Genomic DNA, 26,431 nt, shown 5'->3' with positions numbered 1-26,431 from the left:
TCGCGTTTGGCCAAAAGTCATCATTCGCAATTTCACGCATGCGTCGTCGTCCAGCCGTGTGGCGACGTGATTGCCTGAAAGGTTCGGTGCAATGACCCGATTGTTACCGGGCCGGTGGGATCCCACAAACGCCGGGCTTCACAAGCCCGCGAGGCGAGCCGCCTACGCCATCACGCGCGTCATGATCAGCCTTTTGTACAGCGCACCATAGCAGGCGGCCGACAGGTCCCAGCTGTAGGACTTGGCCATCGCGCTGGAGCGCATGGCGTTGAGCCGGTCCTTGACGCGGTAGGCGTCGAAGGCGCGCCTGACGCCGCCGAGGAAGGATTCCGCCGACGGCTGCGCGAACAGGAAGCCGGTCTCGCCGTCGGCGATGGTTTCCGCAAGCCCGCCGGTCTGGTGGCCGATCGGCAGCGAACCGAAGCGCTGCGCATACATCTGGCTGAGGCCGCAGGGCTCGAAGCGCGACGGCATCAGGGTGAAATCGCTGCCGGCGAAGATTCGGCGCGCCTGCCCATCGTTGAAGCCGATGATCACGCCGATCGCATCGGGCCGGCGGCGATGCGCGGCCACCAGCGCATCCTCGATGGCCGGCTCGCCGCTGCCGGTGACGACGATCTGTCCGCCGTCCCTGACGATCTCGTCGGCGGCCGACAGCACGAGGTCGACGCCTTTCTGATGCACGAGGCGGGCGACGAGGCCAAAGATCGGCCCGCGCGAGACCGCAAGGCCGAACTGGCGGCGGACATAGTCGGCGTTGGCCTGCTTGCCCTTCCAGTCGCCGGAGCCGAACGGCTGTGCGAGCTGCGCGCAGTGGCGCGGGTCCCAGCTCTCGTCGATGCCGTTCAGGATCCCGGTCAGCTGGTCGGCGTCGGAGCGCACCCGGAGCAGGCCTTCCAGGCCGCAGCCGAGCTCTGCGGTCGTGATCTCCCTGGCATAGGTCGCGCTGACCGTGGTCAGATGCGAGGCGTAGACGAGGCCGCCCTTGAGGAAGGAGAGCTTGTCGTAGAACTCCAGCCCGTCGATGTGGAATGAGCTTTCCGGTGCGCCGATCCGTCGCAGCGAGTCCTTCGGAAACAGGCCCTGATAGGCGAGATTGTGGATGGTCAGGATCGAGGGGATCCGCGCGCCGCGCCAGGCGAGGTAGGCCGGTGTGAGCGCGGCCTGCCAGTCGTTGGCGTGTACGAGGTCCGCTGCCCAATTCTTGTCCAGCATCCCGGCTGCAAGTTCGGCAGCGGCGGAGGCAAAGCGGCCGAAGCGGATGTCGTTGTCGGGCCAGTCGCGGCCGGACTCATCGCCATAGGGATTGCCCGGCCTTTCGTAGAGTTGCGGGCACAGCAGCACGTAGACCGGAAGTCCGTCCCTGGTCGACGCACGCCCGAGCGTGCAGGCCGGCATCTCGGCGAGCGCTCGGCATTGCCCAACGATTTCAATATGCGTGAACTGTTCGACCACATCCCGGTAGCCGGGAAGCATGATCCTGACGTCGCTCCACGGGCGGAGCGCCCGTGGAAGGGCGGCGGAAACGGCGGCGAGCCCGCCCACGCGGACGAAATCGTCCATCTCCGTCGTGACGAATAAGACCTTCAACAAGCGCCCTCGTTCCAGCCCGTGACATGGCTATGCAAGATCGGGTCCAATCTGCCTTTGAGTAAAATGCAAGACGGCCCGCGCTCCCGGTCTGGACGAGACGCTTTCCTGCCAGGGCGGCTCACTTTAGGGTCACGCGACGCCGAACAACCAATGACGAAGGTGGAGGAAGCCTTGCCGACGACCATAGCCGCTGACGATGAGGGGAATTTGACACGGAGCTTCGACGGCCTTCGCGTGCTCGATTTTTCGACCACGATCGCCGGACCTCATTGCACGCGGATGCTCGCCGACATGGGCGCGGAGGTGATCAAGATCGAGCCCGCCGAGGGCGAGACGATGCGGACGCGGCCGCCGGTGCGCAACAATTGCTCGACGGCGTTCGGCCAGCTCAATATAGGCAAGAACAGCCTGGTGCTCGACCTGAAGTCGCCGGCCGGCGTCGAAGCCGTGCGCCGGCTGATCGCCACCGCCGACGTGCTGGTGGAGAATTTCCGTCCCGGCGTGATGCGGCGGCTGAAGCTCGACTATGCCTCTATCCGCGACATCAATCCGAAGCTGATCTTTTGCTCGATCTCCGGCTACGGCCAGACCGGCCCGTCGGCGGAATTGCCGGCCTATGCGCCGGTGATCCATGCCGCCTCGGGCTACGAGATGGCGCATCTCGCCTACCAACCGGGCCGCAACCGGCCGGACTATTGCGGCATCTACCACGCCGATGTGCTGACCGGCGTCTACGCCTTCGGTGCGATCTCGGCGGCGCTCTACCAGCGCGCCGCCAGCGGCAAGGGCCAGCACATCGACGTCTCGATGCTGGAATCGATGCTGAGCCTGACCCTGAACGAGTTGCAATGGTCGCAATTCGAGGTGAAGCAAACCCAGCGCCCGATGTTCGGCCCGATCGAGACCACCGACGGCTACGTGATGGTGGCGATCGCCAGCGAGAAGACGTTCCAGAACCTGATGCAGGTGATCGGTCGTCCCGATTGGGTGTCCGATCCGCGCTTCGCCAAATATTCCGATCGGCGGGAGAACTGGGCGGGCCTGATGGAGGGCGTCGAGGCATGGTCGCGCTCGGTCAGCACGCAGGCCTGCCTTGCCGCGCTCAACGAGTATGGCGTGCCGTCATCGGCCTATCGCACCGTGCGCGAGGCGCTCGCCGATCCGCAAATCGCCCATCGCGGCGCGCTGGCCGAGGTTGCGGACGGCGGCGGCAGCTTCAAGGTGCTCAATCTGCCGTTCCGCATGTCCGGCGCTGCGGTCGGTGCGCGCAAGCGGATGTCGACGCTCGGCGAGCACACGCTGTCCTATCTGAAGGAGATCGGGCTCTCCGAGGATCAGATCGCAGGCTTCGCGGCGCAACCGGCAAAGACGGCGCGTCATTAAGCCTGCGGCTTTTCATCCGCATTACGGTCTTGTCGCGCGCGGCGATTCCGGACAATCTGCCGCCCAACAGACGACGATCCGGAACACCGGACGTCGCCCACCTGGGAGGGAGCATTGATGAAGCTGGTCGGGCGCGCGCACGCCGTTGCGCGCATATTTCTTGTGGCGGGATTCAGTGCCGCGGCATTCGCTGCATCGGCCAATGCGCAGAAGCTGGGCGGCACGCTCAACGTTGGCCAGGAACTCGACATTCCCGGCTTCGACCCGCTCAAGGTCGGCGTCTACGACACCTCAGCCAATACCGCGGCGGCCGCAATCTTCGACACGCTGACCACACTCGACGACAAGGGCGAGGTGAAGCCGAAGCTCGCGCTGTCATGGGAGCATTCGGAAGACTTCAAGACCTGGACCATCAAGCTGCGGCCAGGCGTCAAATTCCATGACGGCACGCCATTCAACGCGCAGGCGGTGAAGGAGAATTTCGACCGCCAGAAGGATCCCGCCAACAAATGCCGTTGCGCCTTCTACATCACGAACATCATCAGCGTGAACCCGGTCGACGACCTGACGGTGGTCTATAATTTCAGCGACCCGGCCGTGAACTTCCCGGCGACGCAGACCATTCAAAGCTCCAACAACGTCATGCCGTCGCCGACCGCATGGAAGACCAAGGGCGACGACTACAACCGCAACCCGGTCGGCACCGGTCCCTACATCCTGAAGTCCTGGACCGCCGGCGACCGCATGGTGCTCGAGAAGAACCCGGACTACTGGAACAAGGGCAAGCCGTATCTCGACCGCATCGTCCTGAAGCCCTTGCCGGATGCACAGTCGCGCTTTGCCTCGCTGCAATCGGGCGAGGCCGACATCATCTGGGACGACGAAGCCGATGCCGACAACATCATCAGGGCGCGTAAGGACACGAGCCTGACCGTGCATACCTATGAAGGCTCGGGGGCTGCAGTCGCTGCCTTCAACACCAAGGTCCCGCCGTTCGACGACGTGCGCGTGCGTCAGGCGCTGGTGATGGCGCTCGACCGCACGAAGATGTCGCAGGCGATTACCAATGGTCTGGCGCGACCGGCCAGCAATCCCTACGGCGACGGGTCCTGGGTGAAGTGCAAGGATGACGGCGCGCTGCCCTACGATGTCGAAAAGGCCAAGGCGTTGATCAGGGATTACGGCAAGCCGGTCGAATTCAAGATGCTGGTCACGGCGACGCCGCGCGGCCGCACCGGCGGCCAGGTGCTGCAGCAATTCTGGAAGCGCATCGGCGCCAACATGGAGATCGAGCAGGTCGATCAGGCAACCATTCCGCCGCGCGCCTTCATGCGCCAGTTCCAGCTCACGCCGTGGCGCATCGTCGATCTCGCCGATCCCGATCCGCAGATGTACGCCAATTTCCACACCGGAAGCCCGGTGGCGCTCGCGAACTACTCCAATCCAGAGCTGGACCGGTTGCTGGAGCATGCGCGGACCACGGCCGACGTCGCCCAGCGCACCGAGGACTATTGCGCGATCAGCCGCCTGATCAACAAGGAAGCAATCTGGTTCTGGACTTTCCAGAACACCTACTACGCAATCTCGAGCGCGAAGGTGAAGGGCGTGCCGAAGATGTTCAACGGGGTGCTCGACGTCTCCGACGCCTGGAAGGAATAGCCTTTCATGCTGTTCTTCGTCGCGCGCAGGCTCCTGTACCTGGTACCGGTGCTGATCGCGGTCTCGGTCCTGACTTTCGTGATCGCCTCGCTGTTGCCCGGCGATCTGGCCTATGTGATCCTCGGCGACCAGGCGACGCCGGAGAACGTCGCGGCCCTGCGTCACGATATGGGGCTCGATCAGCCGATCTGGCTGCGCTACCTCGGCTGGCTGTGGCACATCCTGCAGGGTGATTTCGGACGATCCTTCCGCACCGGGCAGACGGTGCTGCAGGCTGTCAGCGACCGCGTCCCGGTCTCGTTCGAGCTGATGATCCTGGCCGAGCTGATCGGGCTCGCGATCGGCGTGCCGCTGGCGATCGCCTGCGCGGCCAAGGCGGGCAGCGCGTTCGACCGCTTCATGACCGGCTCGGCCTTCGGCATGCTGTCGGTGCCGACCTTCCTGTCCGCGATCCTGCTGATCTATCTGTTTGCGGTCGAGCTGCGCCTGCTGCCGGCGACTGGCTACGTGCCGTTCACCGAGGACCCGGTCGCCAATCTGCGCTTCATGGTGCTGCCGGCGTTGACGCTCGGGCTTGCGGAATGGCCGGGCATCATGCGCGTGCTGCGCTCCGACATGATCGCGGCGCTGCAGGAGGACTACATCGCGCTCGCCAAGGCGAAGGGCCTCAAGCCGTCGCGCATCCTGTTCGTGCACGCACTGAAGCCGTCGTCGCTGACGCTCGTCACCATCACCGGCATCAATATCGGCCGCCTGATCGGTGGCGCCGTCATCGTCGAGTCGATCTTCGCCTTGCCGGGGATCGGCCGCCTCCTGGTCGGCGCGATCTATACCCGCGATCTGATCATCCTGCAGGGCGTGGTGCTGCTGGTTGCCGCGGGCTTCGTGATCATGAATTTCATCGTCGACATGCTCTACGCCCTTCTCGATCCGAGGATCCGCCATGGCCACGCTTGAGCTCAGCCTCGAGGAAGAGGCCGGTGCGACGCCGGCTCGGCGCCGCCGCGGGCTCGGCATGCTGTTCTGGATCGCGATCGGCTGGATGACGCTGGTGTTCACGGTCGCGATCTTTGCCGACCTGCTGCCGCTGCCGAGCCCGACCGACATGGACATGCTGGAGCGGCGGGCGCCGATCTCCGCCGAGCATTGGCTCGGCACCGACGGTCTCGGCCGTGACGAGCTGTCGCGGCTGATCTATGGCGCGCGCATCTCGCTGATCGTCGGTCTCTGCGCACCGATGATCGGTGTCACGATCGGCGGCGCGCTCGGCATGCTCGCGGGCTATTTCCGCGGCCGTTTCGAATCCTTCGTGGTCGGCAGCATGGACGTGCTGCTGGCGTTCCCGCCGCTGATCCTGGCGCTTGCGGTCACCGCCTACCTCGGCCAGTCGATCTTCAATCTGACCTGCATCCTCGGCGTGCTCGGCATTCCAGCCTTCATGCGGGTGGCGCGGGCGGCGACCTTGTCGCTGGCGCGGCGCGAATTCGTCATCGCGGCGCAGGCGCTCGGCGCCACGCATGCGCGCATCCTGCTGCGCGAGCTGCTGCCCAATGTGATGCTGCCGCTGCTCGCCTTCTTCCTGCTCGGCGTCGCCGTCACCATCGTGGTCGAGGGCTCGCTGTCGTTCCTCGGCCTCGGCGTGCCGCCGCCGATCTCGAGCTGGGGCAGCATGATCGGGGAGGGGCGTGAGAGCCTCGAGGTGGCGCCGCGGGTCGCCTTCATTCCGGCGATCGCGATGTTCCTGACCGTGCTCTCGTTCAACCTGATCGGCGATACGATGCGTGCGCTGACCGATCCCAGGCAGGGGGCGCTATGAGCCGGACGCTGCTCTCGGTCGAGAATGCGGTGGTCGACCTGCCGACGCCGCGCGGCAATCTGCGGGCGGTGGATCATGTCGATCTCGCCGTCGGCGCCGGCAGGACGCTCGGCATCGTCGGCGAGTCCGGGTGCGGCAAGACCATGCTGTCGCGCGCGATCCTTCAGCTGCTGCCCAAGAAGGCGAAACTGTCCGGCCGCGTGATGTTCGACGGGCAGGATCTGACGAAACTGCCGGCGGAGAAATTGCGCAAGCTGCGCGGTCGCTCGCTCGCGGTCGTGTTCCAGGACCCGATGACCTCGCTCAATCCGGTGCTGACCATCGGCACCCAGCTGATCGAGACCATTGTGGAACATCTCGAGCTCGATCTCGCCGAGGCCCGGCAGCGCAGCATCGAACTGTTGGCGGCGGTCGGCATTCCCGCGCCCGAGCAGCGCCTCGCGCAATATCCGCACCAGCTCTCCGGTGGCATGCGCCAGCGCGTCGCGATTGCGGTGGCACTGTCCTGCGAGCCACAGCTCCTGATCGCGGACGAGCCGACCACCGCGCTCGACGTCACGATCCAGGCGCAGATCCTCGATCTCCTGGCGCGCGAGCAGCAGCGCCGTCACATGGCGATGATCATCATCACGCATGACCTCGGCGTGGTCGCCGGCCGCACCGACGAGGTCGCGGTGATGTATGCCGGACGCGTCGTCGAACGCGCGCCGACGCCTGCCTTGTTCAAGCAGATGCGGATGCCCTACACCGAGGCGCTGCTCGCCGCGCTGCCGAAGCTCGACGTCGCGCCGCATACGCCGCTGCCGGCGATTTCGGGGCGGCCGCCCGATCCGACCCGGCCGCTCAAGGGCTGCTCGTTCTCGCCGCGCTGCCGCTATTCCGCGGAGCGCTGCGGCGCGGAGAAGCCGCAGCTCAGCCGGGCCGAAACGCCGGAGCATCTCTACGCCTGCTTCCATCCGATCACCGCGGGGGTCCGCGCATGATGCTGCAGGCAGCACCCGATCCGCTGATGAAGGTGGAAAACCTCGTCGTCGAATATTCGGTGGGAGGCAAGACCATCCATGCCGTCTCCGATGTCAGTCTCGAGATCGCGCGCGGCGAGACGCTGGGGCTGGTCGGCGAATCCGGCTGCGGCAAGTCCACCCTTGGCCGCGCGGTGCTGCAATTGCGCCAGGCCGTCTCCGGCAAGGTGCTGTTCGATGGGCACGATCTCACCACACTGAAGGGCGAGCCACTGCGCAAGATGCGCCGGCGCGTGCAGCTGATCTTCCAGGACCCGATTGCCTCGCTCAATCCGCGGCGGCGGATCGGCGACATCGTCGCCGAGCCGCTGGTGATCGCGGGCGTCAAGGATCCCGAGGAACGCCGGCGGCGCGTCAGTGACGTGCTGTCGGCGGTCGGCCTCGATCCGGCGCTGGTGAGCGGACGCCTGCCGCATGAATTCTCCGGCGGACAATGCCAGCGCATCTGCATCGCCCGCTCGCTGGTGCTCAATCCGGAATTCGTGATCTGCGACGAGCCGGTGTCCGCGCTCGATGTCTCGATCCGCGCCCAGATCCTCAATCTGCTGGAGGAGATGAAGGCGCGCTACGACCTGACCCTGCTGTTCATCGCCCACGACCTCGCCGTGGTGAAGGCAGTCTCAGATCGCGTCGCGGTGATGTATCTCGGCCGGCTCTGCGAGGTCGGCCCGTCGGAGCAGTTGTTTGCACGGCCGGCGCATCCCTATACCGCGCTGCTGATCGAGGCGATCCCGGTGCCGGATCCGGATGTCCGCCCGACCCAGAGCGTGCCGGTCGGCGAGCCGCCGTCGCCGATCGCGCCGCCCTCCGGCTGCCGCTTCCGCACCCGTTGCCCGCGGGCCGACGCGCGCTGCGCCAGCGAAGTGCCGGAACTGCGCGTGGTTGCGCCCGGCCAGTTCGCGGCTTGCCATCATCCCCTGATCTAAATATCCGGAGGCCGACACCGCGTTTGTCCCGGACGGGCAGGCGTGGCAAGGTCCGCCGCAAGAACAAGCTACGGGAGAACAGCGATGAAGAGTTTCCAGGTCGTCGATTTCAACGCCCCCTTGAAGGAGGTCGATCAGCCGACGCCACAGCCGTCGGGCACGCAGGTGCTGATCAAGGTCAAGGCCGCCGGCGTCTGCCACAGCGACCTGCATATCTGGGAGGGCGGCTATGATCTCGGCCACGGCCGCAAGCCGCTGTCCCTGAAGGATCGCGGCGTCTCGCTGCCGCGCACGATGGGCCATGAGACGGTCGGCGAGATCGTGGCCTTCGGGCCCGACGTCAGGGACGCCGACAAGGGCGGCCTCAAGGTCGGCGATATCGCTCTGGCCTATCCCTGGCTCGGCTGCGGCAAATGCCCGACCTGCCTCGGCGGCGACGAGAACATGTGCGCGATCAAGCCGAATGCGCTCGGTGTCTATTGCGACGGCGGCTACGCCGACCACATGACGGTGCCGCATCCGAAGTATCTGCTCAACCTCAAGGGGCTCGATCCCGTCACGGCCGCGCCCTATGCCTGCTCCGGTGTCACGACCTACAGCGCGCTGAAGAAGGTCGAGAAGGATCTCGACACACCGATCGTGATCTTCGGCGCCGGCGGTCTCGGGCTGATGGCGCTCTCACTGTTGAAGGCGATGGGCGGCAAGGGTGCGATCGTGGTCGATATCGACGCCAGGAAGCGTGAGGCGGCCGAAGCCGCCGGCGCGCTCGCGACCGTCGACGGCAAGGCGCCCGACGCGCTGGAACAGCTTGTCAAGAAGGCCGGCCAGCCGATCCGTGCCGCGATCGATCTGGTCGGCAACGCCCAGACCTCGCAGCTCGGCTTCGACTGCCTGACCAAGGGCGGCAAGCTCGTGATCGTCGGCCTGTTCGGCGGCGGCGCGCCCTGGGCGCTGCCGCTGATCCCGATCAAGGCGGTCACCATCCAGGGCAGCTATGTCGGCAATCTGCGCGAGGACCCAGGAGCTGCTCGACCTCGTGCGGACCAAGAAGATTCCGGCGATCCCGGTCACGCCGATGCCGCTGGCAAAGGCGAACGAGGCGCTGACCAACCTGCAGAAGGGCCAGCTGGTCGGCCGCGCGGTGCTGACGCCGTAGTCTCCCTTCCGTCATTCCGGGGCACGCGAAGCGTGAACCCGGAATCTCGAGATTCCGGGTTCGATGCTCCGCATCGCCCCGGAATGACTGTTGTGCTCCGGAGAATCTCATGTCGGCCAACAACGCACTCCACATCGCCGTCCTCGGTGGCGATGGCATCGGCCCCGAGGTGATGGCGCCGGCGCTCGACGTGCTGCGCAAGATCGAGGCGTCGGCCGGTCTCAAATTTCGCTTCACCGAGGCGCCGGCCGGCGCGGGCCATTACAAGGAAACCGGCAAGTCGATGCCGGAGAGCACGATCCGGCTGTGCGAGGAGGCCGACGCGATCCTGCTCGGAGCCTGCGGCCTGCCGTCGGTGCGCTACCCCGACAACACCGAGATCGCGCCGCAGATCGAGTTGCGCATGATCTTCGATCTCTACGCCGGCGTGCGGCCCGCGCGGTTGATCCCCGGCGTATCGAGCACGATCGTCGGCGCCGACCAGCGGGGTATCGACCTCGTCGTGATCAGGGAATCGACCGAGGGCCTGTTCGCCTCGATGGGCAAGGGCGTCGTCACCGACAGCGAGGCGCGCGAGACGATGGTGATCACGCGCCACACCTCCGAGCGGCTGTTCGAGTTCTCGTTCCGGCTCGCCGAACGCCGCAAGGCGCGCGGCAAGGTCAATGGCGGGCTGACCTGCGTCGACAAGGCGAACGTGTTCAAGGCGTTCGCATTCTTCCGGAACATCTTCGACGAGACTGCGAGGCGTCATCCCGACGTCAGGGCTGACCACCTCTACATCGATGCGGCCGCGGCTGCGCTGGTGAAGCGTCCGTGGGACTTCGACGTCATGGTGACCGAGAACATGTTCGGCGACATCCTGTCCGATCTCACCGCCGGTCTGATCGGCGGCATGGGCATGGCGCCGTCAGCCGACATCGGCGACCGCTACGCGGTGTTTCAGCCGTGTCATGGCACGGCGCCCGACATCATGGGGCAGGGCAAGGCCAATCCGACCGCGATGATCCTGTCGGCCGCGATGATGCTGGACTGGCTCGCCGACAAGCATGGACTCGAAAGCGCCGCCGAAGCCGGCGAACGGATCGAGCGCGCGGTCGACAAGGTCTACGCCGACGGCATCAAGCCGTTTGAGTTCGGCGGCAGCAACGGCACGACCGATGTCGCGAAGGCGGTATTGGCAGCGCTCTAGCGCGGAAGGGTGAGGGGGCCGAAGCCCCCTCGCTGATGATTAGCGATGGTGTCCGCCGTGATGGCCACCATGATGTCCGCCGTGATGAGGGCGGTGCCCGTAATGATGCGGGCGATGGTGGAATTGCGGACGATGATGCCATCCGTGATGGCGCGGTCCGTAGTAGCCGTATGCGCCCGGTCGCCAATAGCAGCGGCCCCAGCGATCGCAGACCTGGCGCACCTTGTCGACATTGGACGTTTCGCCCGCGATGTGACCGGCTTGCGGAAGCCCGTTGGGCATCGCGGATGCCGCGCCGGACATCAACGCTGCGCTTCCAAGCGCGGCGAGTCCAATAACGGCAAGCTTGATATTCATCGAGATCTCCTTGGTTGAAGCCTGAGAACGTCCATGCGGGCCACTTCGTTGCTGCGACAAAAAAGACAAGCTCGTGCACTTGGTTCTGGCGGCGCCGGTTCAACTGAGGAAATGCGGGAGTTATGAGGTCGCCTGATGTGCGGGCGACAATTGGCCGCGCGACAGAATAGCGACGCATTGCGCGCGCATGCGCTGCGCGAGATCGGCAGTCGAAGCGCGAGCTGAAAAGAGCGGCGCGCATGCGCGGCTACCTGCGCGAAGATCATGCTCACGTGGAGCGGCGGGATCATGACGCGATGCTCGTCGCCGCTTCATGACCGCGCATCCGGCGGGGACTGAAGCTATCCGCCTGGATCACAAAATCTTGAAAGACAGCCGCGCCTCAAGAAAAAGCGCTACCATCGGCGATGGCAGCGCTTCGACGTCTTCCTGGCCCGACCGGCGTGTGCAGCCGCAGCGGCCGGTGACCGGCCGTTGCGGTGTGGTGGGATCGCGTTCGCGGCGACGCGACCCGATCCGCGCTCAGTCTTCGTTGGCGGCGATCGATTCCATCAGCGACACCAGCTGACGTTGCACCGTCTGATCCTTGATCTTGCTGTAGGCGCGCAGCAACCGGAGGCTGAACGCGCTGTCGAGGAACAGCAGGCTCTCGACTTCGCGGGCCTTATTGTCGCCGTCGTAGAAGAAGGTGACCGGCACATCCAGCGCGGTCGCGATCTGTTGAAGGCGGGCAGCGCCGACACGGTTGACGCCCTTCTCGTACTTTTGAACCTGCTGGAAGCTGACGCCAAGCTTGTCGCCGAGTTCGGCCTGCGAGATCTTTTGCTCGACACGGCGCAGGCGAATCCGCTTGCCCAACTCAATGTCCGGCTTGCCGGCACTGCGCTGCTTCATCTTCTTTGCTGCTGATCTGTTCATTCTTGTGACCCGTCCTTCAAATCGAGAATCCCTGGCCCGGCTGGGTCAGGGACACGTTCATGATGTACCGCGTTAAGCTCGAGTGGATCGCCAGTTCGTCTGAACTACGAAATCCAGGAAGATCGCGGGATGGTATCCAAACGCAAACGCGCAAGGAAACACCCTAGTACCGACTCGGTCGACTACCTGAAGTCGACCGCGCCAAGGTGTCTGTCGACACCCCGCCCTCTACATTTGGCAAAATATTGACCAAACCACAACTAGCGCGAGTTTGATCGACACAGATTTTGCGCACATGCATAATAGGCGTCAATGCACAGCGCCCGTAGTTCTACGGGCCACTATATTGTACGGGCGTCGTTGCACGGATGCAACCCCAGCTAGTGCAGCCTGAGGTCGAGAAGGGGCCGGCGGGTGCTTGACTGAATCATCCGATTTGCAAGAGTTTGACGTAAGTCCAAGTCAGGCTTTCGGAATGTTGCTGGACAATTGCCCAAAAGTTCTCAATCATCTGGAACAAATGTGTGCCTACGACAAGCCGGCGAACTCTGGCGGGAGGGGCCAATGAAGCGAAAGAGGGGAACGCCTCGACTCTACCTCGCGGCTTCGGGAGTTGAAGATATGCCGGTCGCAAACACGGAAGAACGGTTGCTGGCGCTGCTTGCAACGCTGGAGGAATGTCAGGCGTTCCTGACCGACCGGGCGAACACGGAGACGGCACGGCTGTTGTCTCTCGCCATCCTCGAGCTTCGGATGGAGCTCCACAAGGTGACGGATTCCGAGCTGAAGGCCCTCTGTGACATGATCGCTTCGGATGAGCCCGTGCTGGAACAATCGACGGCCCGGCAACTGCCGCCGTATTTGAGGCTGATCAAGTAAGTCAGCGCCCCGCGCCACGCGCGGGACGCCGCTCGGCTTGGGACGCGCGGCTCAGCCCGCGGTCACGTCAACCGCCTCGGCGCCTTCGAGCACGCGACGGGCCTTGTCGCGGTCGAGGTCGCCTTCCCATGCCGCGACCACGACGGTGGCGACGCAGTTGCCGATCAAATTGCCGACTGCGCGCGCCATGCCGATGAACCAGTCGACCGAGAGCACCAGCACGAGGCCAATCGCCGGGATGCTCGGCACGGCGTTGAGCGTCGCCGCCAGGATGACGATCGCCGAGCCGGGCACGCCGTGCGCACCTTTCGAGGTGATCAGCGACACGCCGAGCACCAGCATCAGGTCGCCGAACGACAGCGGCGTGTTGGTCGCCTGCGCGATGAACACGACCGCGAGCGTCAGGTAGATCGAGAAGGCATCGAGGTTGAAGGAATAGCCGGTCGGGATCACGAGGCCGACCACCGAATCCTTGACGCCGAAACGCTCCAGCTTGCGCATCACCTGCGGCAGCACCGCGTCGGACGATGCCGTGGCGACCACGATCATCAGCTCCTCGCGCAGGTAGCCGAGGAATTTGAGGATGTTGATGCCGGCGAGTGCCATCACGGCGCCGAGCACGCCGAGCACGAAGATCGCGACCGACACGTAGAACAGCGCGACCAGCGAGAGCAGCTGCTTCAGCGAGCCGACGCCGTATTTGCCGACCGTATAGGCGACGGCGCCGAGCACGCCGATCGGCGCGAAGCGCACGATCAGGCCCATGGCGCGGAACAGCACGGTCGAGACCGCGTCGATGAAGGAGGAGATTTTCTCGCCCTTCTCGCCGCCGACCAGCGCCAGGCTGACGCCGAAGATGATGGCGAAGAACAAAACCTGCAGCACGTCGTTGCGCGACAGCGCGTCGAACGAGGTGGTCGGAATGATGTTGAGCAGGAAGCTGCCGATGCCTTCGCCCTTCAGCTTCTGCGCGTTGTTGGCATAGTTGCCGAGCGCCTTGGCATCCAGCGTCGAGGTGTCGATGTTCATGCCGTGGCCGGGGCCGAACAGATAGGCGAGCAGCAGGCCGACCACGAGCGCAACCGTCGTCATCGCCTCGAAATAGACCAGCGCCTTGACGCCGACCCGGCCGACCTTCTTGAGGTCGCCGGCACCCGCAATGCCGTGCACGACGACGCAGAACACGATCGGCGCCACGATCATCGAGATCAGCTTCAGGAAGGCATCGCTGAAGATCTTCAACCCGATCGCGAAATCGGGCGCGGCCATGCCGATGACGATGCCGAGCAGCAGCGCGACGAGCACCTGCACGAACAGTGATGTGTAAAGCGGCTTGCGCGCAACTGTCGCTTCCGCTGCGATGGTCGACATGACTTCCCCCTGTTTCTGGCCGGCCGAACCCGCCAATCATAGCAACTTGCGTGCCAAGATGTCGCAGGATCGGCCACTCCTGTCGGGTCAGCCGTCGATTTCGAGAGTGCTGGTCACGGTGTAGACGACGCCGTGGGGCAGGAAATCCACGGTGGCCTCGCCACCTAGCTGGTCGCGGGCGCTGCGCTCGATCAGCCGGGAGCCGAAGCCACGCTGGACCGGCGCGGTGACCTGTGGGCCGCCGGTTTCGGTCCAGATCATGCGCAGCTTCGGTCCGGGGCTCTCGTTGAGGATTTCCCAGTCCAGCGTCACCGTGCCGGTGTCGTTGGACAGTGCGCCATATTTGGCGGCGTTGGTCGCCATCTCATGGAGGATCATTGACAGCACCAAGGCAAGCCGGGGCGACAGCGGCACGCGGGGGCCGAACATCCTGACCCGCTCGGACGTGTTCAAGAGGTAGGGCCGCAGCACGCGGCTGACGACGTCCTGGAAGTCGGAGCCCTGCCATTTGTCGGTGGAGAGCAGATTGTGCGCCTCCGCCAGCGCGCCGAGCCGCCCCTCGAACTTGTCGCGCTCGGTGCGGCTTGCGCTGCGGAAGGTCTGCGTGGCGATCGATTGCAGGATCGCCAGCGTGTTCTTGACGCGGTGGTTGAGCTCTTCGATCAGCAGGTCGTGCAGCATCTCGCCGCGCGCGATCGTGGTTGCCATCCGCACCGCAAAGCCGAGCCCGACCAGCAGCAGGATGCCGCCGATCACGCTGGTGATCGCCAGCGAGCGCCACAGCGGCGCCACCAGCGAGTTCTCGGCGATCCCCGCGGCGACGGTCCAGCCGGTGACGCGCGACCTGGTGAAACCGGTGATCAGCGCCACGCCCTCCAGCGACACGGTCGGCAGCGTCGCCTCGCCGCGGCGGAACATCTCGGCAAACAGCGATGGCGAGGCGCGCTGGCCGATGGTCGCCTGCGGATTTGGCACCCGCGCGAGGTTGACGCCGTCGCTGTCGAAGATCGAGATGGTCCAGTCCTGGTTGAGGCGCTGCTTCTCGATGATGGCCTGGAACACCTCGATCGGCGGGCTGAAGGAGATGTCGTAGAGCACCTCACCGTCGCGCATCACCGGTACCTCGACGGTGATGATCAGCCGCTGCTTCACCGCGCCGAAGAACAGGTTGGAGTATTGCGGCTGCCGCGTCGCGAACACCTTCTCGAGGATCTCGAGATTGTTGCGCGGCGGCAGGCTCGCGGTGTCCGGCGTCAGCGAGGAGAACACCTGGCGTCCGGCGCGGTCTGCCACCAGCACCACGCCTTCCTTGCCGTACTGGTCGATGAAACCGACCGCGACGCGGCGGAAGTTGTCGAAGTCGCTGTTGCGCAGCGAGTTGGTCAGGGCCAGCACCTGCAGCCCGCCGGTCATGCGCTGCATTTCCGCATCGAGCAGCAGACGGATGCTGCGCGCCGTCTCCAGCACGCGCTGCGTGGCCGCCTGACGATCCCGCTGATAATTGTGGAAGACGATCCCGACCGCGAAGATGATCAGCGGCAACATCGTTCCCGCGACCAGAAGCGCGAGACGGACTGGCAATGTCAGTTTCGGCACGAAGTCCCCGGGTCGGTGCCCATTCGCTGCGAGCTTAGGGGAGGCGGGAAAAATTCGCCAAAGGAAATAGTTTTATATCAGAAAGGTTCCGCGGCGCCCAAAGCAAGATCCGGAAAAGTGTGAAGCGGTTTTCCGAAAGGATCATGCTCGAACGAGGAGTGTGCGCCGCGCAATGACGTCGTGTCAGAGATTGCTCTCGGTGATCGCGGCGTAGACCATGGTGCGCAGCTCGCGCCGCAGCGGATAGGCGCTCGACGGCAGCACCTGGGTCATGAAGATCGTGATCAGCTCCTCGGCCGGGTCGATGAAGAACGACGTCGTCGCGGCGCCGCCCCAGTTGAATTCGCCTGGACTGCCGGCGATCAGCGTCTGCGACGGGTGCATGGTGACGGCGAAGCCGAGGCCGAAGCCGATGCCGTTATAGGCGGCTTCGGCGAACATCGAGCGCGACATCGCCGGCAGGTCGACGCCGCCGGGCAGATGGTTCGAGGTCATCAGCTTCAGCGTCTTCGGGCCGAGCAGCCTGACGCCGCCGAGCTCGCCGCCATTGAGCAGCGTCCGGCAGAAGGTCAGGTAGTCGGCCGCGGTCGAGCACAGTCCGCCGCCGCCCGAGATCAGCGAAGGCGGCGCCAGGAACGAGCTGGTGGTCGGATCGTCCTGCAGCGTCAGTGTGCCCTTGCGCTCGGCGGCGAGCGGGTTGAAGCCGCCCTGCGGATCGGCGGAATAGCAGGCGGCAAACCGATGCGCCTTGTCGGCCGGCACGAAGAAATCCGTGTCGTTCATGCCGAGCGGCTTGAAGATGCGCTCCTTCAGGAATTGCTCGAACGGCTGGCCGGAGATCTTGCCGACGAGATAACCGAGCACGTCGGTCGAGACCGAGTAGTTCCAGGCTTCGCCCGGCGAGAACTCCAGCGGGATCTTCGCCAGGTCCTCGATCATGCCGTCGAGCGTGCCGGCCTTGATGACCTCGCCGATCTTCTTCTCGCGATAGGCCGCGTCGACATTCGAGCGCTGCTGGAAGCCGTAAGTGAGGCCCGAGGTGTGGCGCAAGAGGTCGACGATCTGCATCGGCCGCGTCGGTGGGCGGGTCAGGAAGGCGGGCGCGGTGCCGGCGACGAATACGCCGAGGTTCTTCCATTCCGGAATATATTTCGCGACCGGCTCGTCGAGCGCGACCTTGCCTTCCTCGACCAGCATCATGAAGGCGACTGATGTGATCGGCTTGGTCATCGAATAGATGCGGAAGATGGTGTCGTCCTTGACCGGCGCCTTGCGCTCGAGATCGGCAAAGCCCTGGACCGTGGAATGCACGATCTTGCCGCGGCGATAGATCAGGACCTGCGTGCCGGGAAAACGGCCGGCATCGATGTAGCGGCTCTTCAGATGCGCTTCGAGGCGGTTGAGGGCAGTGGTCGACATTCCCGCGGATTCGGGCGAGGCAGGCGTGGGGGCTAGCATCAGGCGTTTCTCCGGCTTGCAAGGCAGCCTTGATAGCCGAAAAGTGTCTGCTGCACCAATCCGCTGCCGCTTACCGGCATTGAGCTGGTGGTGTACCGTCGCCCCTGCAATCGCGCCCCCGAAGGGGCCCAAAGTATCTGCCAAGGTATCCGTCAAGGGAAACGCCGAGATGACCCAGTTCAACGAAACCGAGCTCACCGCCGCCGTCATCCGCAGCTTCGACCAGACACCCGATCCACGGGCCAAGTTCCTGCTGCAGGAATTGGTGAAGTCGCTGCACGATTATGTGCGCAGGACCGATCTCACCTTCGAGGAATGGGACCAGGCGATCGGCTTCCTGACCCGCACCGGGCAGAAGTGCACCGACATTCGCCAGGAGTTCATCCTGTTGTCCGACGTGCTCGGCGTGTCGATGCTCGTCGATGCGGTCAACCATCGCGATCGCGATGGCGCGACCGAGACCACCGTGCTCGGCCCGTTCTATGTCGGCGAGCACAAGGTGACGCCGCACGGCACCGACATCTCGGCAAGCCTGCCGGGCGAGCGCATGTTCGTGCAGAGCCGCGTCACCGACCTCGGCGGCAAGCCGCTGGCCAATGTGCCGGTCGATATCTGGCACGCGGACGATGACGGATTCTATGACTCGCAGAAGCCGAGCTATGCCACCGAAGGTCCGTCGTCGCGGGCGCGCTTCATCACCGATGCCGACGGCCGCTTCTTCTTCCGCACTATCGTGCCGTGCAGCTATCCGATCCCGACCGACGGCCCGGTGGGGCAGATGATCACGCAGACCAACCGTCACCCGATGCGGCCGGCGCATGTGCACTTCCTGGTCAACGCCAAGGGCTACGAGCCGCTGATCACGCATGTCTTCGTCGAGGGCGACAAGTACATCGATTCCGACGTCGTGTTCGGCGTGAAGGATGAATTGATCGCCAAGGTCGAGCGCCGCACCGATCCTGTCATGCCCGATGGCCAGCGTTCGGATGGGCCGTGGAGCCTGATGACCTACGAATTCCATGTGAAGCCCGGCGGCGGAATGGCGCCCGCGCCGCTCGGCGCCAAGGTCACCGAAGACGCCTGATCGGTTTCCGAACGCTTCTGCCCAATTCTTGTGCGCCGCACAAGGATTGGGCGAATCGCAAGCTTTGGCAGCGCGCGGAAAATTCGCGCGGGCTGCGACATGTTGCGCAAGGCTTTGCGTCAAAATCGATTTTTGCACTGCGGTAGATTGGCACAAGGCTTGAATCATCATTAGCCGACGCCATTGAAGCCGTCCCTCGAGGCTACCCCATCGGATTTCTGACGCCGCCAGACTGGGGCCTTCCCGGTGCACGCCCCTTTTGCGCCCTGCGCGCGTCGCCATCCGGAGGACGGCGCTCGACGCACTGACGCAACACCGCAACGCAACGACGCAAAGGACGACCGATGACCAAGCCCACCGACAAGCCGCCAAGCCGCGGCCTCAGCCGCCGTCAGCTCCTGAAGGCAACCAGCGGCGCCGCCGCGCTGCTCGCCGCGGCCAAGCTCAACTTTCCCGCAGGCGCGTTCGCGCAGGGCGCCGGTCCCGAGGTGAAGGGCGCCAAGACTCGGCTTCATTGCGCTGACCGATGCCTCGCCGCTGTTCGTCGCCAAGGAGAAGGGCATCTTCGCCAAATACGGCATGCCCGATGTCGAGGTGCAGAAGCAGGCCTCGTGGGGCACCACGCGCGACAACCTCGTGCTCGGCTCCGAGGGCAACGGTATCGACGGCGCGCATATCCTGACCCCGATGCCGTATCTGATCTCGGCCGGCAAGGTAACGCAGAACAATCAGCCGACGCCGATGTACATCATGGCGCGGCTCAATTTGAACGGCCAGTGCATCTCGGTCGCCAAGGAATATGCCGATCTCAAGGTCGGCATCGACACCGCGCCGTTCAAGGCGGCGCTGGAGAAGAAGAAGGCCTCCGGCAAGGCGGTGAAGGCCGCGATGACTTTCCCGGGCGGCACGCATGATCTGTGGATCCGCTACTGGCTCGCCGCTGGCGGCATCGATCCCGACAAGGACATCGAGACCATCGTGGTGCCGCCGCCGCAGATGGTGGCCAACATGAAGGTCGGCACGATGGACTGCTTCTGCGTCTGCGAGCCGTGGAATCTGCAACTGATACATCAGGAGATCGGCTATACCGCGATCACGACCGGCGAGCTCTGGGACAAGCATCCGGAGAAATCGTTCGGCCTGCGCGCCGCCTGGGTCGACAAGAACCCGAAGGCCGCGAAGGCGCTGCTGATGGCTGTCATGGAAGCCCAGCAGTGGTGCGAGAAGGCGGAGAACCGCGCGGAGACCGCGGCGATCTGCGCCAAGCGGCAGTGGATCAACTGCCCGGTCGAGGACATCACCGACCGCATGAAGGGCAAGTTCGACTACGGCACCGGCCGCGTGATCGAGAATTCGCCGCAGCAGATGCGGTTCTGGAGCGACAACGCCTCCTATCCCTATCAGAGCCACGACCTCTGGTTCCTCACGGAAGACATCCGTTGGGGCAAGTACGAGGCAGGCTTCGACACCAAGGCGCTGATCGCCAAGGTGAACCGCGAGGATCTCTGGAAAGAGGCCGCCAAGGAGCTTGGCGTGTCCGACATTCCGGCCTCGACCTCGCGCGGCAAGGAGACCTTCTTCGACGGCAAGGTGTTCGATCCCGCCGATCCCGCGGCCTATCTGAAGTCGTTGTCCATCAAGCGTGTTGACGTCTGATTTGAGCGAGCCGCGCGAGCAGTGCGGCTCTCCTTTTTTTGACCATGGAGATTTTCGTTCAATGTCGATGCCTGCCATGAAGACCGAAGTGTCGGCGGTCGCGATCCCGACGGCCGCTGCCGCCGCGCCGGTCGTGACCATGACGCCGAAGCGCGCGCCGCGCGCCGAGATCTACGCCAGGATGGCGAAGGAGACCGCGGCGCGTGTGGTGCCGCCGCTGATCGTGGTCGCGCTGCTGCTGGTGGTGTGGGAGCTGATCTGCCGGCGCGCCGGCTCCAGCCTGCCGCCGCCGTCGAAAGTGTTCAAAGATACCAAGGAGCTGATCCTCGATCCGTTCTTCGACAATGGCGGCATCGACAAGGGCCTGTTCTGGCATCTCTCCGCCAGCCTGCAGCGCGTCGCCTACGGCTATTCGCTGGCGGCGATTGCGGGCATCGCGCTCGGCACGCTGGTCGGACAGTCGGTCTGGGCGATGCGCGGGCTCGATCCGCTGTTCCAGGTGCTGCGTACCATCCCGCCGCTCGCTTGGCTGCCGCTGTCGCTGGCCGCATTCCGCGATGGCCAGCCCTCGGCGATCTTCGTGATCTTCATCACCTCGGTGTGGCCGATCATCATCAACACCGCGGTCGGCATCCGCAACATCCCGCAGGACTACCGCAACGTCGCGGCGGTCGTGCAGCTCAATCCGCTGGAGTTCTTCACCAAGATCATGATCCCGGCGGCCGCGCCCTACATGTTCACCGGCCTGCGCATCGGCATCGGCCTGTCCTGGCTCGCGATCGTCGCCGCGGAAATGCTGATCGGCGGCGTCGGCATCGGCTTCTTCATCTGGGATGCGTGGAATTCCTCGCATATCAGCGAAATCATCCTGGCGCTGTTCTATGTCGGCATCATCGGCTTCGTGCTCGACCGGCTCATTGCGGGCCTCGGCAAAGTGGTGACCCGCGGCACGGCGGCGAACTGAGGAGGAAGTCATGCAGGCCTATCTGAAGCTCGATCACATCGACAAGACCTTCACCCGCGGCAACGCCACCACGGAGGTGCTGAAGGACATCAACCTGACGATCGAGAAGGGCGAATACGTCTCGATCATCGGTCACTCCGGCTGCGGCAAGTCGACCCTGCTCAACATCGTCGCCGGCCTCACCGGCGCCACCAATGGCGGCGTGCTGCTGGAGAACCGCGAGGTCAATTCGCCGGGGCCGGATCGGGCCGTGGTGTTCCAGAACCACAGCCTGCTGCCGTGGCTCACCGTCTACGAGAACGTCAAGCTCGGCGTCGACAAGGTGTTTGCAAGGACCAAGAGCAAGGCCGAGCGCGACGCCTGGGTTATGCACAATCTCAGCCTGGTGCAAATGGCGCATGCCAAGGATAAGCGGCCGAGCGAGATCTCGGGCGGCATGAAGCAGCGCGTCGGCATCGCGCGTGCGCTCGCGATGGAGCCGAAGGTGCTGCTGCTGGACGAGCCGTTCGGCGCGCTCGACGCGCTGACCCGCGCGCATCTGCAGGATTCGGTGATGGCGCTGCACCAGAAGCTCGGCAACACCATCCTGATGATCACCCACGACGTCGACGAGGCGGTGCTGCTGTCGGACCGCATCGTGATGATGACCAACGGTCCGAGCGCGCGGATCGGCGAGGTGCTCGAGGTGCCGTTGGCGCGGCCGCGCAAGCGGCTCGAGCTCGCGACCAACCAGGGCTACTTGAAGTGCCGGCAGCGCGTGCTCGAATTCCTCTATGAGCGCCACAGCTTCGTCGAGGCGGCGTGATGATCACGTCGACGGCAAGCGTTTCCGCTTTGAACCGAAGCGCCGGCTTCGGTTACCAATGCTCGCGTTTTGAAAAATCGTTGCAGCACTCATTTCATGACCGAGGAGAATTGAGATGAATCCGGCTCAAATCAAGCTGGTTCAGGACAGCTTTGGCAAGGTCGCGCCGATCTCGGAGCAGGCCGCGGTCATTTTCTACGACCGCTTGTTCGAAGTCGCGCCCGCCGTGAAGGCGATGTTTCCGGTCGACATGAAGGAGCAGCGCAAGAAATTGATGACGACGCTTGCCGTCGTCGTGAATGGGCTGAGCAATCTCGACACGATCCTGCCGGCCGCGAGTGCGCTGGCCAAGCGGCATGTCAGCTACGGCGCCAAGCCCGAGCATTATCCGGTGGTCGGCGGCGCGTTGTTGTGGACGCTGGAGAAGGGGCTCGGCGAAGCCTGGACGCCTGACGTCGCCGCCGCGTGGACCGCGGCGTACGGCACGCTGTCCGGCTACATGATCTCGGAAGCCTATGGCCCGGCGCAGCCGGCCGAATAGGAAAACGTCGTAAGCACAGGACGGCTGTCCAACCGTCATTGCGAGGAACGAAGTGACGAAGCAATCCATTTTGCCACGCATGGAGGTATGGATTGCTTCGTTTCGCTCGCAATGACGTGGTGGGCTTTGGGGTATTCGACGGCGCCAGCAATCTTCTTTATGGTTCGCCCCGTTCCGCCAACGGGTGAACCAACAATGATGTTCCTGGAAACGCCGCCGAAACTGATCGCGACTGAAATCTTCTCCGTCGTGCCGGCGGAATTCCGCCGCAGGGTGGCGAGCGAATGGGCCGACGCCAACCGCCCGGGCGCGGTGACTGACTGCTTCATCGAGGGACCGTCGTTCGATGCCGACGGCAATCTCTACATCGTCGACATTCCGTTTGGCCGCATCTTCAGGATCGCGCCGGACAAGTCGTGGTCGCAGGTTGCCGAGTATGACGGCTGGCCGAACGGGCTGAAGATCGATGCGATGGGCCGCATCCTGATCGCCGATTATCGGCACGGCTTGATGGAGCTCGACGCCAGGTCCGGCGAGGTCACGCCGCTGCTGCGCTCGCGCAACTCGGAATCGTTCCGCGGCTGCAACGACCTGCACATCGCCTCGAACGGCGACATCTATTTCACCGATCAGGGCCAGACCGGGTTGCACGATCCGACCGGCCGCGTCTATCGGCTGCGGGTGAACGGAGCGCTCGACTGCCTGATCGACACCGGCATCAGCCCGAACGGCCTGGTGCTCGATCCGCACGAGGCGGTGCTGTTCGTCGCGATGACGCGCGACAATGCGGTCTGGCGCGCGCCGTTCATGAAGGACGGCAGCGTCTCCAAGGTCGGCCGCTTCTGCTCGCTATTCGGCCCGAGCGGACCCGACGGCATGACGATGGACGTCGCCGGTCGGCTGTTCGTCGCGCACGCCTCGCTCGGCCATGTCTTCGTGTTTGCGCCGAACGGCGAGTGCATCGCGCGGATCAAGTCCTGCGCCGGGCCGAGCTGCACCAATGTCGCCATCGGCGGCGCCGACCGCGACCGCCTCTACATCACGGAATCGGTGACTGGCTCGGTGCTGGTCGCCGACATCAGCGGGCTCGGCTAGCTATCTTCCTGACTGTCGACCATCGTTATCGCACTTGGCGCGAGTCCCGAAGGATCGACGGCCATCAGGTCGGCCGTTGCCGGGGTCTGGCTGATCAGCGGTCGGAATGCAGCTTCTCGAGAAACTCCTTCACCCCGCTGACGGCGCCGGTGTTGGAGGCGACATAACCGGGAAGGGCGCCCACCGCCTTGTGGAACTCGCTGCTCTTCATGATGTCGAGCACGCGCTGCATCGGCTCGGTCTCGAGGAAGGCGCGCTTGCACACGAAGAAATAATCTTCCGTGAGCAGGCGGATGAAATCGAGCCCGAACTGCCGCGCCGCGGCCTCGACGCCAAAACTCGCATCCGCCATGCCGCTTGCGACATAGGCGGCGACCGCCGCATGGGTGAATTCCATATGCTGGGCGCCGTTGATCCGCCCTTCAGGGATCTTATGCAGCCTCAGCAATTGATCGAATAGCAGCCGCGTGCCGGAATCGTGGTCGCGGTTGACGAAACGGGTCTTGCGCTCGACGAGGTCCTTCAGCGTCGTGATCTTCAGCGGATTGCCGCGCTTGACCATCAGGCCCATCTCGCGGGTCACGAAATTGATGACGCGGTCCTCGCGCGGATCGAGCCATTCGCGGCAGGCCTTGATGCCCTGCGCGCGCAATTCGCCGCGCGGCAGGTGCACGCCGGAGAGATCGCAGGCGCCCTGCGCCAGCGAGACCAGCGAGTTCTGGTTGCTGACATAGCGCAGATCGACGCCGACGCCGCCCGCGCGATCAAGGAATTCGCGCAGCTTGGATACCGCAAAGCCGTGGCTGGCATGGACCCGGATCACCGACGGTCGCTGCTCGAGAAATGGCTTGATCTCGGTGACCAGTTCCTGCGCGAGGTTCTCGAGCTGCAGCCCGAGCCGCGCCTGCATGCGCTCGCCGGCCCACACCAGCTTCTCGCCGAATGGCGTCAGCTTCGAGCCCTTGCCGCGGTGGGTTTCAACCAGCGGCACGCCGAAGAACTCGGTCCATTGCTCGATCAGGTTCCAGACATGGCGATAGGACAGCTGCGCATCGCTGGCGGCACTGGTGATCTTTCCGGTCTTCCGGATCTCGTTGAGGATGCCGAGCATCACGACCGCGGTCTGCGGGCTATCCTCTTTCCGAAAGCGCCAGACGGTCTCGATCTCGATCTGCAGCATCGTGGTCACCACTTATGAAATTGACTTCATATCCTTGGCATGCCAATAGGCACAAGATATCATATTTACTGCTGATCGAAGTCTCCTAGGTTGAGTGACAACACCAGGAGGAAATATGATGTCCGTTGCATATGACTATGAGCGTGACGCCCGCCGCGCCCCGACCATCAGGGACGAACTGCTGCTGATCGACGGCGCCCGCGTCCGTTCGTTGTCCGGAAATACCTTCAAGTCGCTCAATCCCGCCACCGAGCAGGTGATCGCTACGATTGCCGAAGGCAATGAGGCCGATGTCGATCGTGCCGTGGCGGCTGCCCGCCGCGCCTTCGAGGGGCCGTGGCGCACCATGCGCGCGGCCGAACGTGGCCACATTCTGCTCCGATGGGCTGAACTGCTGAAGCAGCATGCCGACGAGATTGTCGCGCTCGAAAGCCTCGATGCCGGCAAGCCGATTGCGGGTGTGCTGCGCCAGGATTTTCCGGCCGCCATCGACACGCTGACCTATTACGCCGGCTGGGCCGACAAGATCAGCGGCGATGTGGTCTCGGCGCGCGACGACGCGTTGACCTATATGGTGCGCGAGCCGGTCGGCGTGGTCGCCGCGATCGTGCCGTGGAATTTCCCGCTGATGATCGGCATGTGGAAGCTCGCGCCGGCGCTCGCCTGCGGCTGCACGGTGGTGATGAAGCCGGCCGAGCTGACCTCGTTGTCGGCGCTGCGCATCGGCGAGCTCGCGCTCGAGGCCGGTTTGCCGAAGGGCGTGCTCAACATCGTGACCGGGCCCGGTCGCGTCGTCGGCGACGCGCTGGTCAATCATCCCGATGTCGACAAGGTGACGTTCACCGGCTCGCCCGGCGTCGGCCGCGGCATCATGAAGGGCGCCGCCGGCAACTTCAAACGGGTCTCGCTCGAGCTCGGCGGCAAGTCCGCCAATGTGATCTTCGACGATGCCAATCTCGAAGCCGCTGCCAAGGCCGCGGCTGCCGGCATCTTCTTCAACGCCGGGCAGGTCTGCTCGGCCGGCTCGCGCGTGCTGGTGCAGGAGAACGCCTATGACGAGGTGGTCGAGCGTCTGGTCGACCGTGCGGAAGCGTTGCGGATCGGCGATCCCGCCGATCGCGCCACCGCGCTCGGGCCAGTCATCTCCGAGAAGCAGATGCGCTCGATCCTCGATTATGTCGAGATCGGCAAGCATGAGGGCGCGCTGCTGGCCACCGGCGGTGCGCGGGTCGGTGACCTCGGCTATTTCATCAGCCCCGCGGTGTTCGCCAACGTTGCGCACGAGATGCGCATCTCGCAGGAGGAGATTTTTGGCCCCGTCGTCAGCGTGATCAAGTTCAAGGACGAGGCCGATGCGCTGCGCATCGCCAACGGCACCGCCTACAGCCTCGCTGCCGGCGTCTGGAGCGCGGATATGGGCCGCGTGCAGCGCTTCGCCAAAAAGGCCCGCGCCGGCACGGTGTGGATCAACACCTATGGCTACACCGACGTGCGATTGCCGTGGGGCGGCGAGCGCGATTCCGGCCTCGGCCGCGAGCACGGCACCGCCGCGCTCGACAATTTTACCGAGCCTAAGGCGGTGTGGATGAACCTCAACGTTTGATGCGCGTCGAGAGACGCGAGAGCGCGCGTCACAATACAGCTGTCGTCCCGGCGAAGGCCGGGACCCATAACCACGAATATCTGTTGTTGCACAACGGGTGGAATGGCGAGTCCCGCCAACGACGACTGCTGCGGAGTATGGGTCCCGGCCTTCGCCGGGACGATGATGTGGAGATAT

The 26,431-nt window shown here is 64.5% G+C and carries 21 protein-coding genes and 2 pseudogenes; 16 read left to right on the top strand and 7 right to left on the bottom strand.

What is annotated here, in order from left to right; translation table 11 throughout:
• Positions 1 to 162 precede the first annotated feature (162 nt).
• On the bottom strand, positions 163 to 1,590 hold the full coding sequence (glgA, locus tag ACVWZM_RS06045; RefSeq protein ID WP_253587478.1) for a glycogen synthase GlgA: 1,428 nt from the start codon (positions 1,588 to 1,590) through the stop codon (positions 163 to 165).
• Positions 1,591 to 1,743: 153 nt separating this feature from the next.
• Between glgA and ACVWZM_RS06040 the strand changes: the two genes are divergently transcribed.
• The 8 genes and pseudogenes from ACVWZM_RS06040 to ACVWZM_RS06005 all read left to right on the top strand — a co-directional run bounded on the left by ACVWZM_RS06040 (position 1,744) and on the right by ACVWZM_RS06005 (position 10,747).
• Complete coding sequence (locus ACVWZM_RS06040; RefSeq protein WP_456835339.1) at positions 1,744 to 2,976, top strand: CaiB/BaiF CoA transferase family protein; 1,233 nt, start codon at positions 1,744 to 1,746, stop codon at positions 2,974 to 2,976.
• Between the two features lie 117 nt (positions 2,977 to 3,093).
• A complete protein-coding gene (locus ACVWZM_RS06035; RefSeq protein ID WP_456852188.1) occupies positions 3,094 to 4,635 on the top strand; it encodes an ABC transporter substrate-binding protein in 1,542 nt (513 codons plus the stop codon).
• 6 nt (positions 4,636 to 4,641) lie between these two features.
• Positions 4,642 to 5,592: an ABC transporter permease gene (locus ACVWZM_RS06030; protein ID WP_057017526.1), complete on the top strand. Its 951-nt coding sequence runs from the start codon at positions 4,642 to 4,644 to the stop codon at positions 5,590 to 5,592.
• Positions 5,579 to 6,451 carry an ABC transporter permease gene (locus ACVWZM_RS06025; protein ID WP_456852186.1) on the top strand — a complete coding sequence of 291 codons (873 nt, stop codon included), beginning with the start codon at positions 5,579 to 5,581 and terminating at the stop codon, positions 6,449 to 6,451. The genes ACVWZM_RS06030 and ACVWZM_RS06025 overlap by 14 nt, the downstream gene beginning before the upstream one ends.
• Complete coding sequence (locus ACVWZM_RS06020) at positions 6,448 to 7,434, top strand: ABC transporter ATP-binding protein (protein ID WP_057017524.1); 987 nt, start codon at positions 6,448 to 6,450, stop codon at positions 7,432 to 7,434. The genes ACVWZM_RS06025 and ACVWZM_RS06020 overlap by 4 nt, the downstream gene beginning before the upstream one ends.
• Positions 7,431 to 8,399, top strand: a complete 969-nt coding sequence (locus ACVWZM_RS06015) for an oligopeptide/dipeptide ABC transporter ATP-binding protein (protein ID WP_253587476.1) — start codon at positions 7,431 to 7,433, stop codon at positions 8,397 to 8,399. The genes ACVWZM_RS06020 and ACVWZM_RS06015 overlap by 4 nt, the downstream gene beginning before the upstream one ends.
• A gap of 84 nt (positions 8,400 to 8,483) precedes the next feature.
• Positions 8,484 to 9,555: pseudogene (locus ACVWZM_RS06010) on the top strand (alcohol dehydrogenase).
• 109 nt (positions 9,556 to 9,664) lie between these two features.
• Positions 9,665 to 10,747 (top strand): isocitrate/isopropylmalate dehydrogenase family protein, encoded by a 1,083-nt coding sequence (locus ACVWZM_RS06005; protein ID WP_076827029.1) that lies wholly within the window; start codon positions 9,665 to 9,667, stop codon positions 10,745 to 10,747.
• 39 nt (positions 10,748 to 10,786) lie between these two features.
• On the opposite strand, the gene ACVWZM_RS06000 is transcribed toward ACVWZM_RS06005, so the two are convergent.
• Together ACVWZM_RS06000 and ACVWZM_RS05995 are read right to left on the bottom strand one after the other, a co-directional pair.
• Entirely contained in the window at positions 10,787 to 11,104 is a 318-nt protein-coding gene (locus ACVWZM_RS06000; RefSeq protein ID WP_076827027.1) for a hypothetical protein, read from the bottom strand.
• Positions 11,105 to 11,626: 522 nt separating this feature from the next.
• On the bottom strand, positions 11,627 to 12,022 hold the full coding sequence (locus ACVWZM_RS05995; protein WP_016844123.1) for a helix-turn-helix domain-containing protein: 396 nt from the start codon (positions 12,020 to 12,022) through the stop codon (positions 11,627 to 11,629).
• A gap of 564 nt (positions 12,023 to 12,586) precedes the next feature.
• Here ACVWZM_RS05995 and ACVWZM_RS05990 point away from each other — a divergent pair.
• Positions 12,587 to 12,901 carry a hypothetical protein gene (locus tag ACVWZM_RS05990; protein WP_156436237.1) on the top strand — a complete coding sequence of 105 codons (315 nt, stop codon included), beginning with the start codon at positions 12,587 to 12,589 and terminating at the stop codon, positions 12,899 to 12,901.
• A 51-nt stretch (positions 12,902 to 12,952) separates the two neighbouring features.
• Here the strand turns inward: ACVWZM_RS05990 and ACVWZM_RS05985 are convergent, their stop codons facing one another.
• From ACVWZM_RS05985 to ACVWZM_RS05975, 3 genes are all read right to left on the bottom strand, one after another.
• Positions 12,953 to 14,272, bottom strand: coding sequence for a dicarboxylate/amino acid:cation symporter (locus tag ACVWZM_RS05985; protein WP_057017518.1), 1,320 nt, complete (start codon positions 14,270 to 14,272; stop codon positions 12,953 to 12,955).
• 87 nt (positions 14,273 to 14,359) lie between these two features.
• Positions 14,360 to 15,868 (bottom strand): sensor histidine kinase, encoded by a 1,509-nt coding sequence (locus tag ACVWZM_RS05980; RefSeq protein ID WP_200844599.1) that lies wholly within the window; start codon positions 15,866 to 15,868, stop codon positions 14,360 to 14,362.
• Positions 15,869 to 16,051: 183 nt separating this feature from the next.
• Positions 16,052 to 17,326, bottom strand: a complete 1,275-nt coding sequence (locus ACVWZM_RS05975; protein WP_057017516.1) for a serine hydrolase domain-containing protein — start codon at positions 17,324 to 17,326, stop codon at positions 16,052 to 16,054.
• Positions 17,327 to 17,495: 169 nt separating this feature from the next.
• On the opposite strand from ACVWZM_RS05975, the gene ACVWZM_RS05970 reads away from it, so the two are divergent.
• From ACVWZM_RS05970 to ACVWZM_RS05945, 6 genes and pseudogenes are all read left to right on the top strand, one after another.
• Entirely contained in the window at positions 17,496 to 18,410 is a 915-nt protein-coding gene (locus ACVWZM_RS05970) for an intradiol ring-cleavage dioxygenase (protein WP_076827021.1), read from the top strand.
• A gap of 344 nt (positions 18,411 to 18,754) precedes the next feature.
• Positions 18,755 to 20,066, top strand: a pseudogene (locus tag ACVWZM_RS05965) (CmpA/NrtA family ABC transporter substrate-binding protein).
• Positions 20,067 to 20,127: 61 nt separating this feature from the next.
• Positions 20,128 to 21,030 (top strand): nitrate ABC transporter permease, encoded by a 903-nt coding sequence (gene ntrB / locus ACVWZM_RS05960; protein ID WP_253640374.1) that lies wholly within the window; start codon positions 20,128 to 20,130, stop codon positions 21,028 to 21,030.
• A 10-nt stretch (positions 21,031 to 21,040) separates the two neighbouring features.
• Positions 21,041 to 21,835, top strand: coding sequence for an ABC transporter ATP-binding protein (locus ACVWZM_RS05955; RefSeq protein ID WP_057017512.1), 795 nt, complete (start codon positions 21,041 to 21,043; stop codon positions 21,833 to 21,835).
• 115 nt (positions 21,836 to 21,950) lie between these two features.
• Positions 21,951 to 22,376 carry a globin family protein gene (locus ACVWZM_RS05950; protein WP_076827212.1) on the top strand — a complete coding sequence of 142 codons (426 nt, stop codon included), beginning with the start codon at positions 21,951 to 21,953 and terminating at the stop codon, positions 22,374 to 22,376.
• Positions 22,377 to 22,571: 195 nt separating this feature from the next.
• On the top strand, positions 22,572 to 23,471 hold the full coding sequence (locus tag ACVWZM_RS05945; protein WP_253640373.1) for an SMP-30/gluconolactonase/LRE family protein: 900 nt from the start codon (positions 22,572 to 22,574) through the stop codon (positions 23,469 to 23,471).
• 94 nt (positions 23,472 to 23,565) lie between these two features.
• Here ACVWZM_RS05945 and ACVWZM_RS05940 read toward each other — a convergent pair whose 3' ends face one another.
• A complete protein-coding gene (locus ACVWZM_RS05940; protein WP_456835335.1) occupies positions 23,566 to 24,651 on the bottom strand; it encodes a substrate-binding domain-containing protein in 1,086 nt (361 codons plus the stop codon).
• Positions 24,652 to 24,769: 118 nt separating this feature from the next.
• Here ACVWZM_RS05940 and ACVWZM_RS05935 point away from each other — a divergent pair, with 118 nt between their 5' ends.
• Positions 24,770 to 26,254, top strand: a complete 1,485-nt coding sequence (locus ACVWZM_RS05935) for an aldehyde dehydrogenase family protein (RefSeq protein WP_168857913.1) — start codon at positions 24,770 to 24,772, stop codon at positions 26,252 to 26,254.
• Positions 26,255 to 26,431 lie beyond the last annotated feature (177 nt).

The organism is Bradyrhizobium sp. USDA 4501, from assembly GCF_054062115.1.
The sequence above is the reverse complement of the archived record's forward strand: the minus strand, read 5'-3'. Positions and strand labels throughout refer to the sequence as shown.

Bases quoted from the DNA above. Each gene is read 5' to 3' on its own strand.
- ACVWZM_RS06040 (WP_456835339.1), top strand. From the start codon at position 1,744: ATGACGAAGGTGGAGGAAGCCTTGCCGACGACCATAGCCGCTGACGAT.
- ACVWZM_RS06035 (WP_456852188.1), top strand. From the start codon at position 3,094: ATGAAGCTGGTCGGGCGCGCGCACGCCGTTGCGCGCATATTTCTTGTG.
- ACVWZM_RS06030 (WP_057017526.1), top strand. From the start codon at position 4,642: ATGCTGTTCTTCGTCGCGCGCAGGCTCCTGTACCTGGTACCGGTGCTG.
- ACVWZM_RS06025 (WP_456852186.1), top strand. From the start codon at position 5,579: ATGGCCACGCTTGAGCTCAGCCTCGAGGAAGAGGCCGGTGCGACGCCG.
- ACVWZM_RS06020 (WP_057017524.1), top strand. From the start codon at position 6,448: ATGAGCCGGACGCTGCTCTCGGTCGAGAATGCGGTGGTCGACCTGCCG.
- ACVWZM_RS06015 (WP_253587476.1), top strand. From the start codon at position 7,431: ATGATGCTGCAGGCAGCACCCGATCCGCTGATGAAGGTGGAAAACCTC.
- ACVWZM_RS06005 (WP_076827029.1), top strand. From the start codon at position 9,665: ATGTCGGCCAACAACGCACTCCACATCGCCGTCCTCGGTGGCGATGGC.
- ACVWZM_RS06000 (WP_076827027.1), bottom strand. From the start codon at position 11,104: ATGAATATCAAGCTTGCCGTTATTGGACTCGCCGCGCTTGGAAGCGCA.
- ACVWZM_RS05995 (WP_016844123.1), bottom strand. From the start codon at position 12,022: ATGAACAGATCAGCAGCAAAGAAGATGAAGCAGCGCAGTGCCGGCAAG.
- ACVWZM_RS05990 (WP_156436237.1), top strand. From the start codon at position 12,587: ATGAAGCGAAAGAGGGGAACGCCTCGACTCTACCTCGCGGCTTCGGGA.
- ACVWZM_RS05985 (WP_057017518.1), bottom strand. From the start codon at position 14,272: ATGTCGACCATCGCAGCGGAAGCGACAGTTGCGCGCAAGCCGCTTTAC.
- ACVWZM_RS05975 (WP_057017516.1), bottom strand. From the start codon at position 17,326: ATGCTAGCCCCCACGCCTGCCTCGCCCGAATCCGCGGGAATGTCGACC.
- ACVWZM_RS05970 (WP_076827021.1), top strand. From the start codon at position 17,496: ATGACCCAGTTCAACGAAACCGAGCTCACCGCCGCCGTCATCCGCAGC.
- ntrB (WP_253640374.1), top strand. From the start codon at position 20,128: ATGTCGATGCCTGCCATGAAGACCGAAGTGTCGGCGGTCGCGATCCCG.
- ACVWZM_RS05955 (WP_057017512.1), top strand. From the start codon at position 21,041: ATGCAGGCCTATCTGAAGCTCGATCACATCGACAAGACCTTCACCCGC.
- ACVWZM_RS05950 (WP_076827212.1), top strand. From the start codon at position 21,951: ATGAATCCGGCTCAAATCAAGCTGGTTCAGGACAGCTTTGGCAAGGTC.
- ACVWZM_RS05945 (WP_253640373.1), top strand. From the start codon at position 22,572: ATGATGTTCCTGGAAACGCCGCCGAAACTGATCGCGACTGAAATCTTC.
- ACVWZM_RS05940 (WP_456835335.1), bottom strand. From the start codon at position 24,651: ATGCTGCAGATCGAGATCGAGACCGTCTGGCGCTTTCGGAAAGAGGAT.
- ACVWZM_RS05935 (WP_168857913.1), top strand. From the start codon at position 24,770: ATGTCCGTTGCATATGACTATGAGCGTGACGCCCGCCGCGCCCCGACC.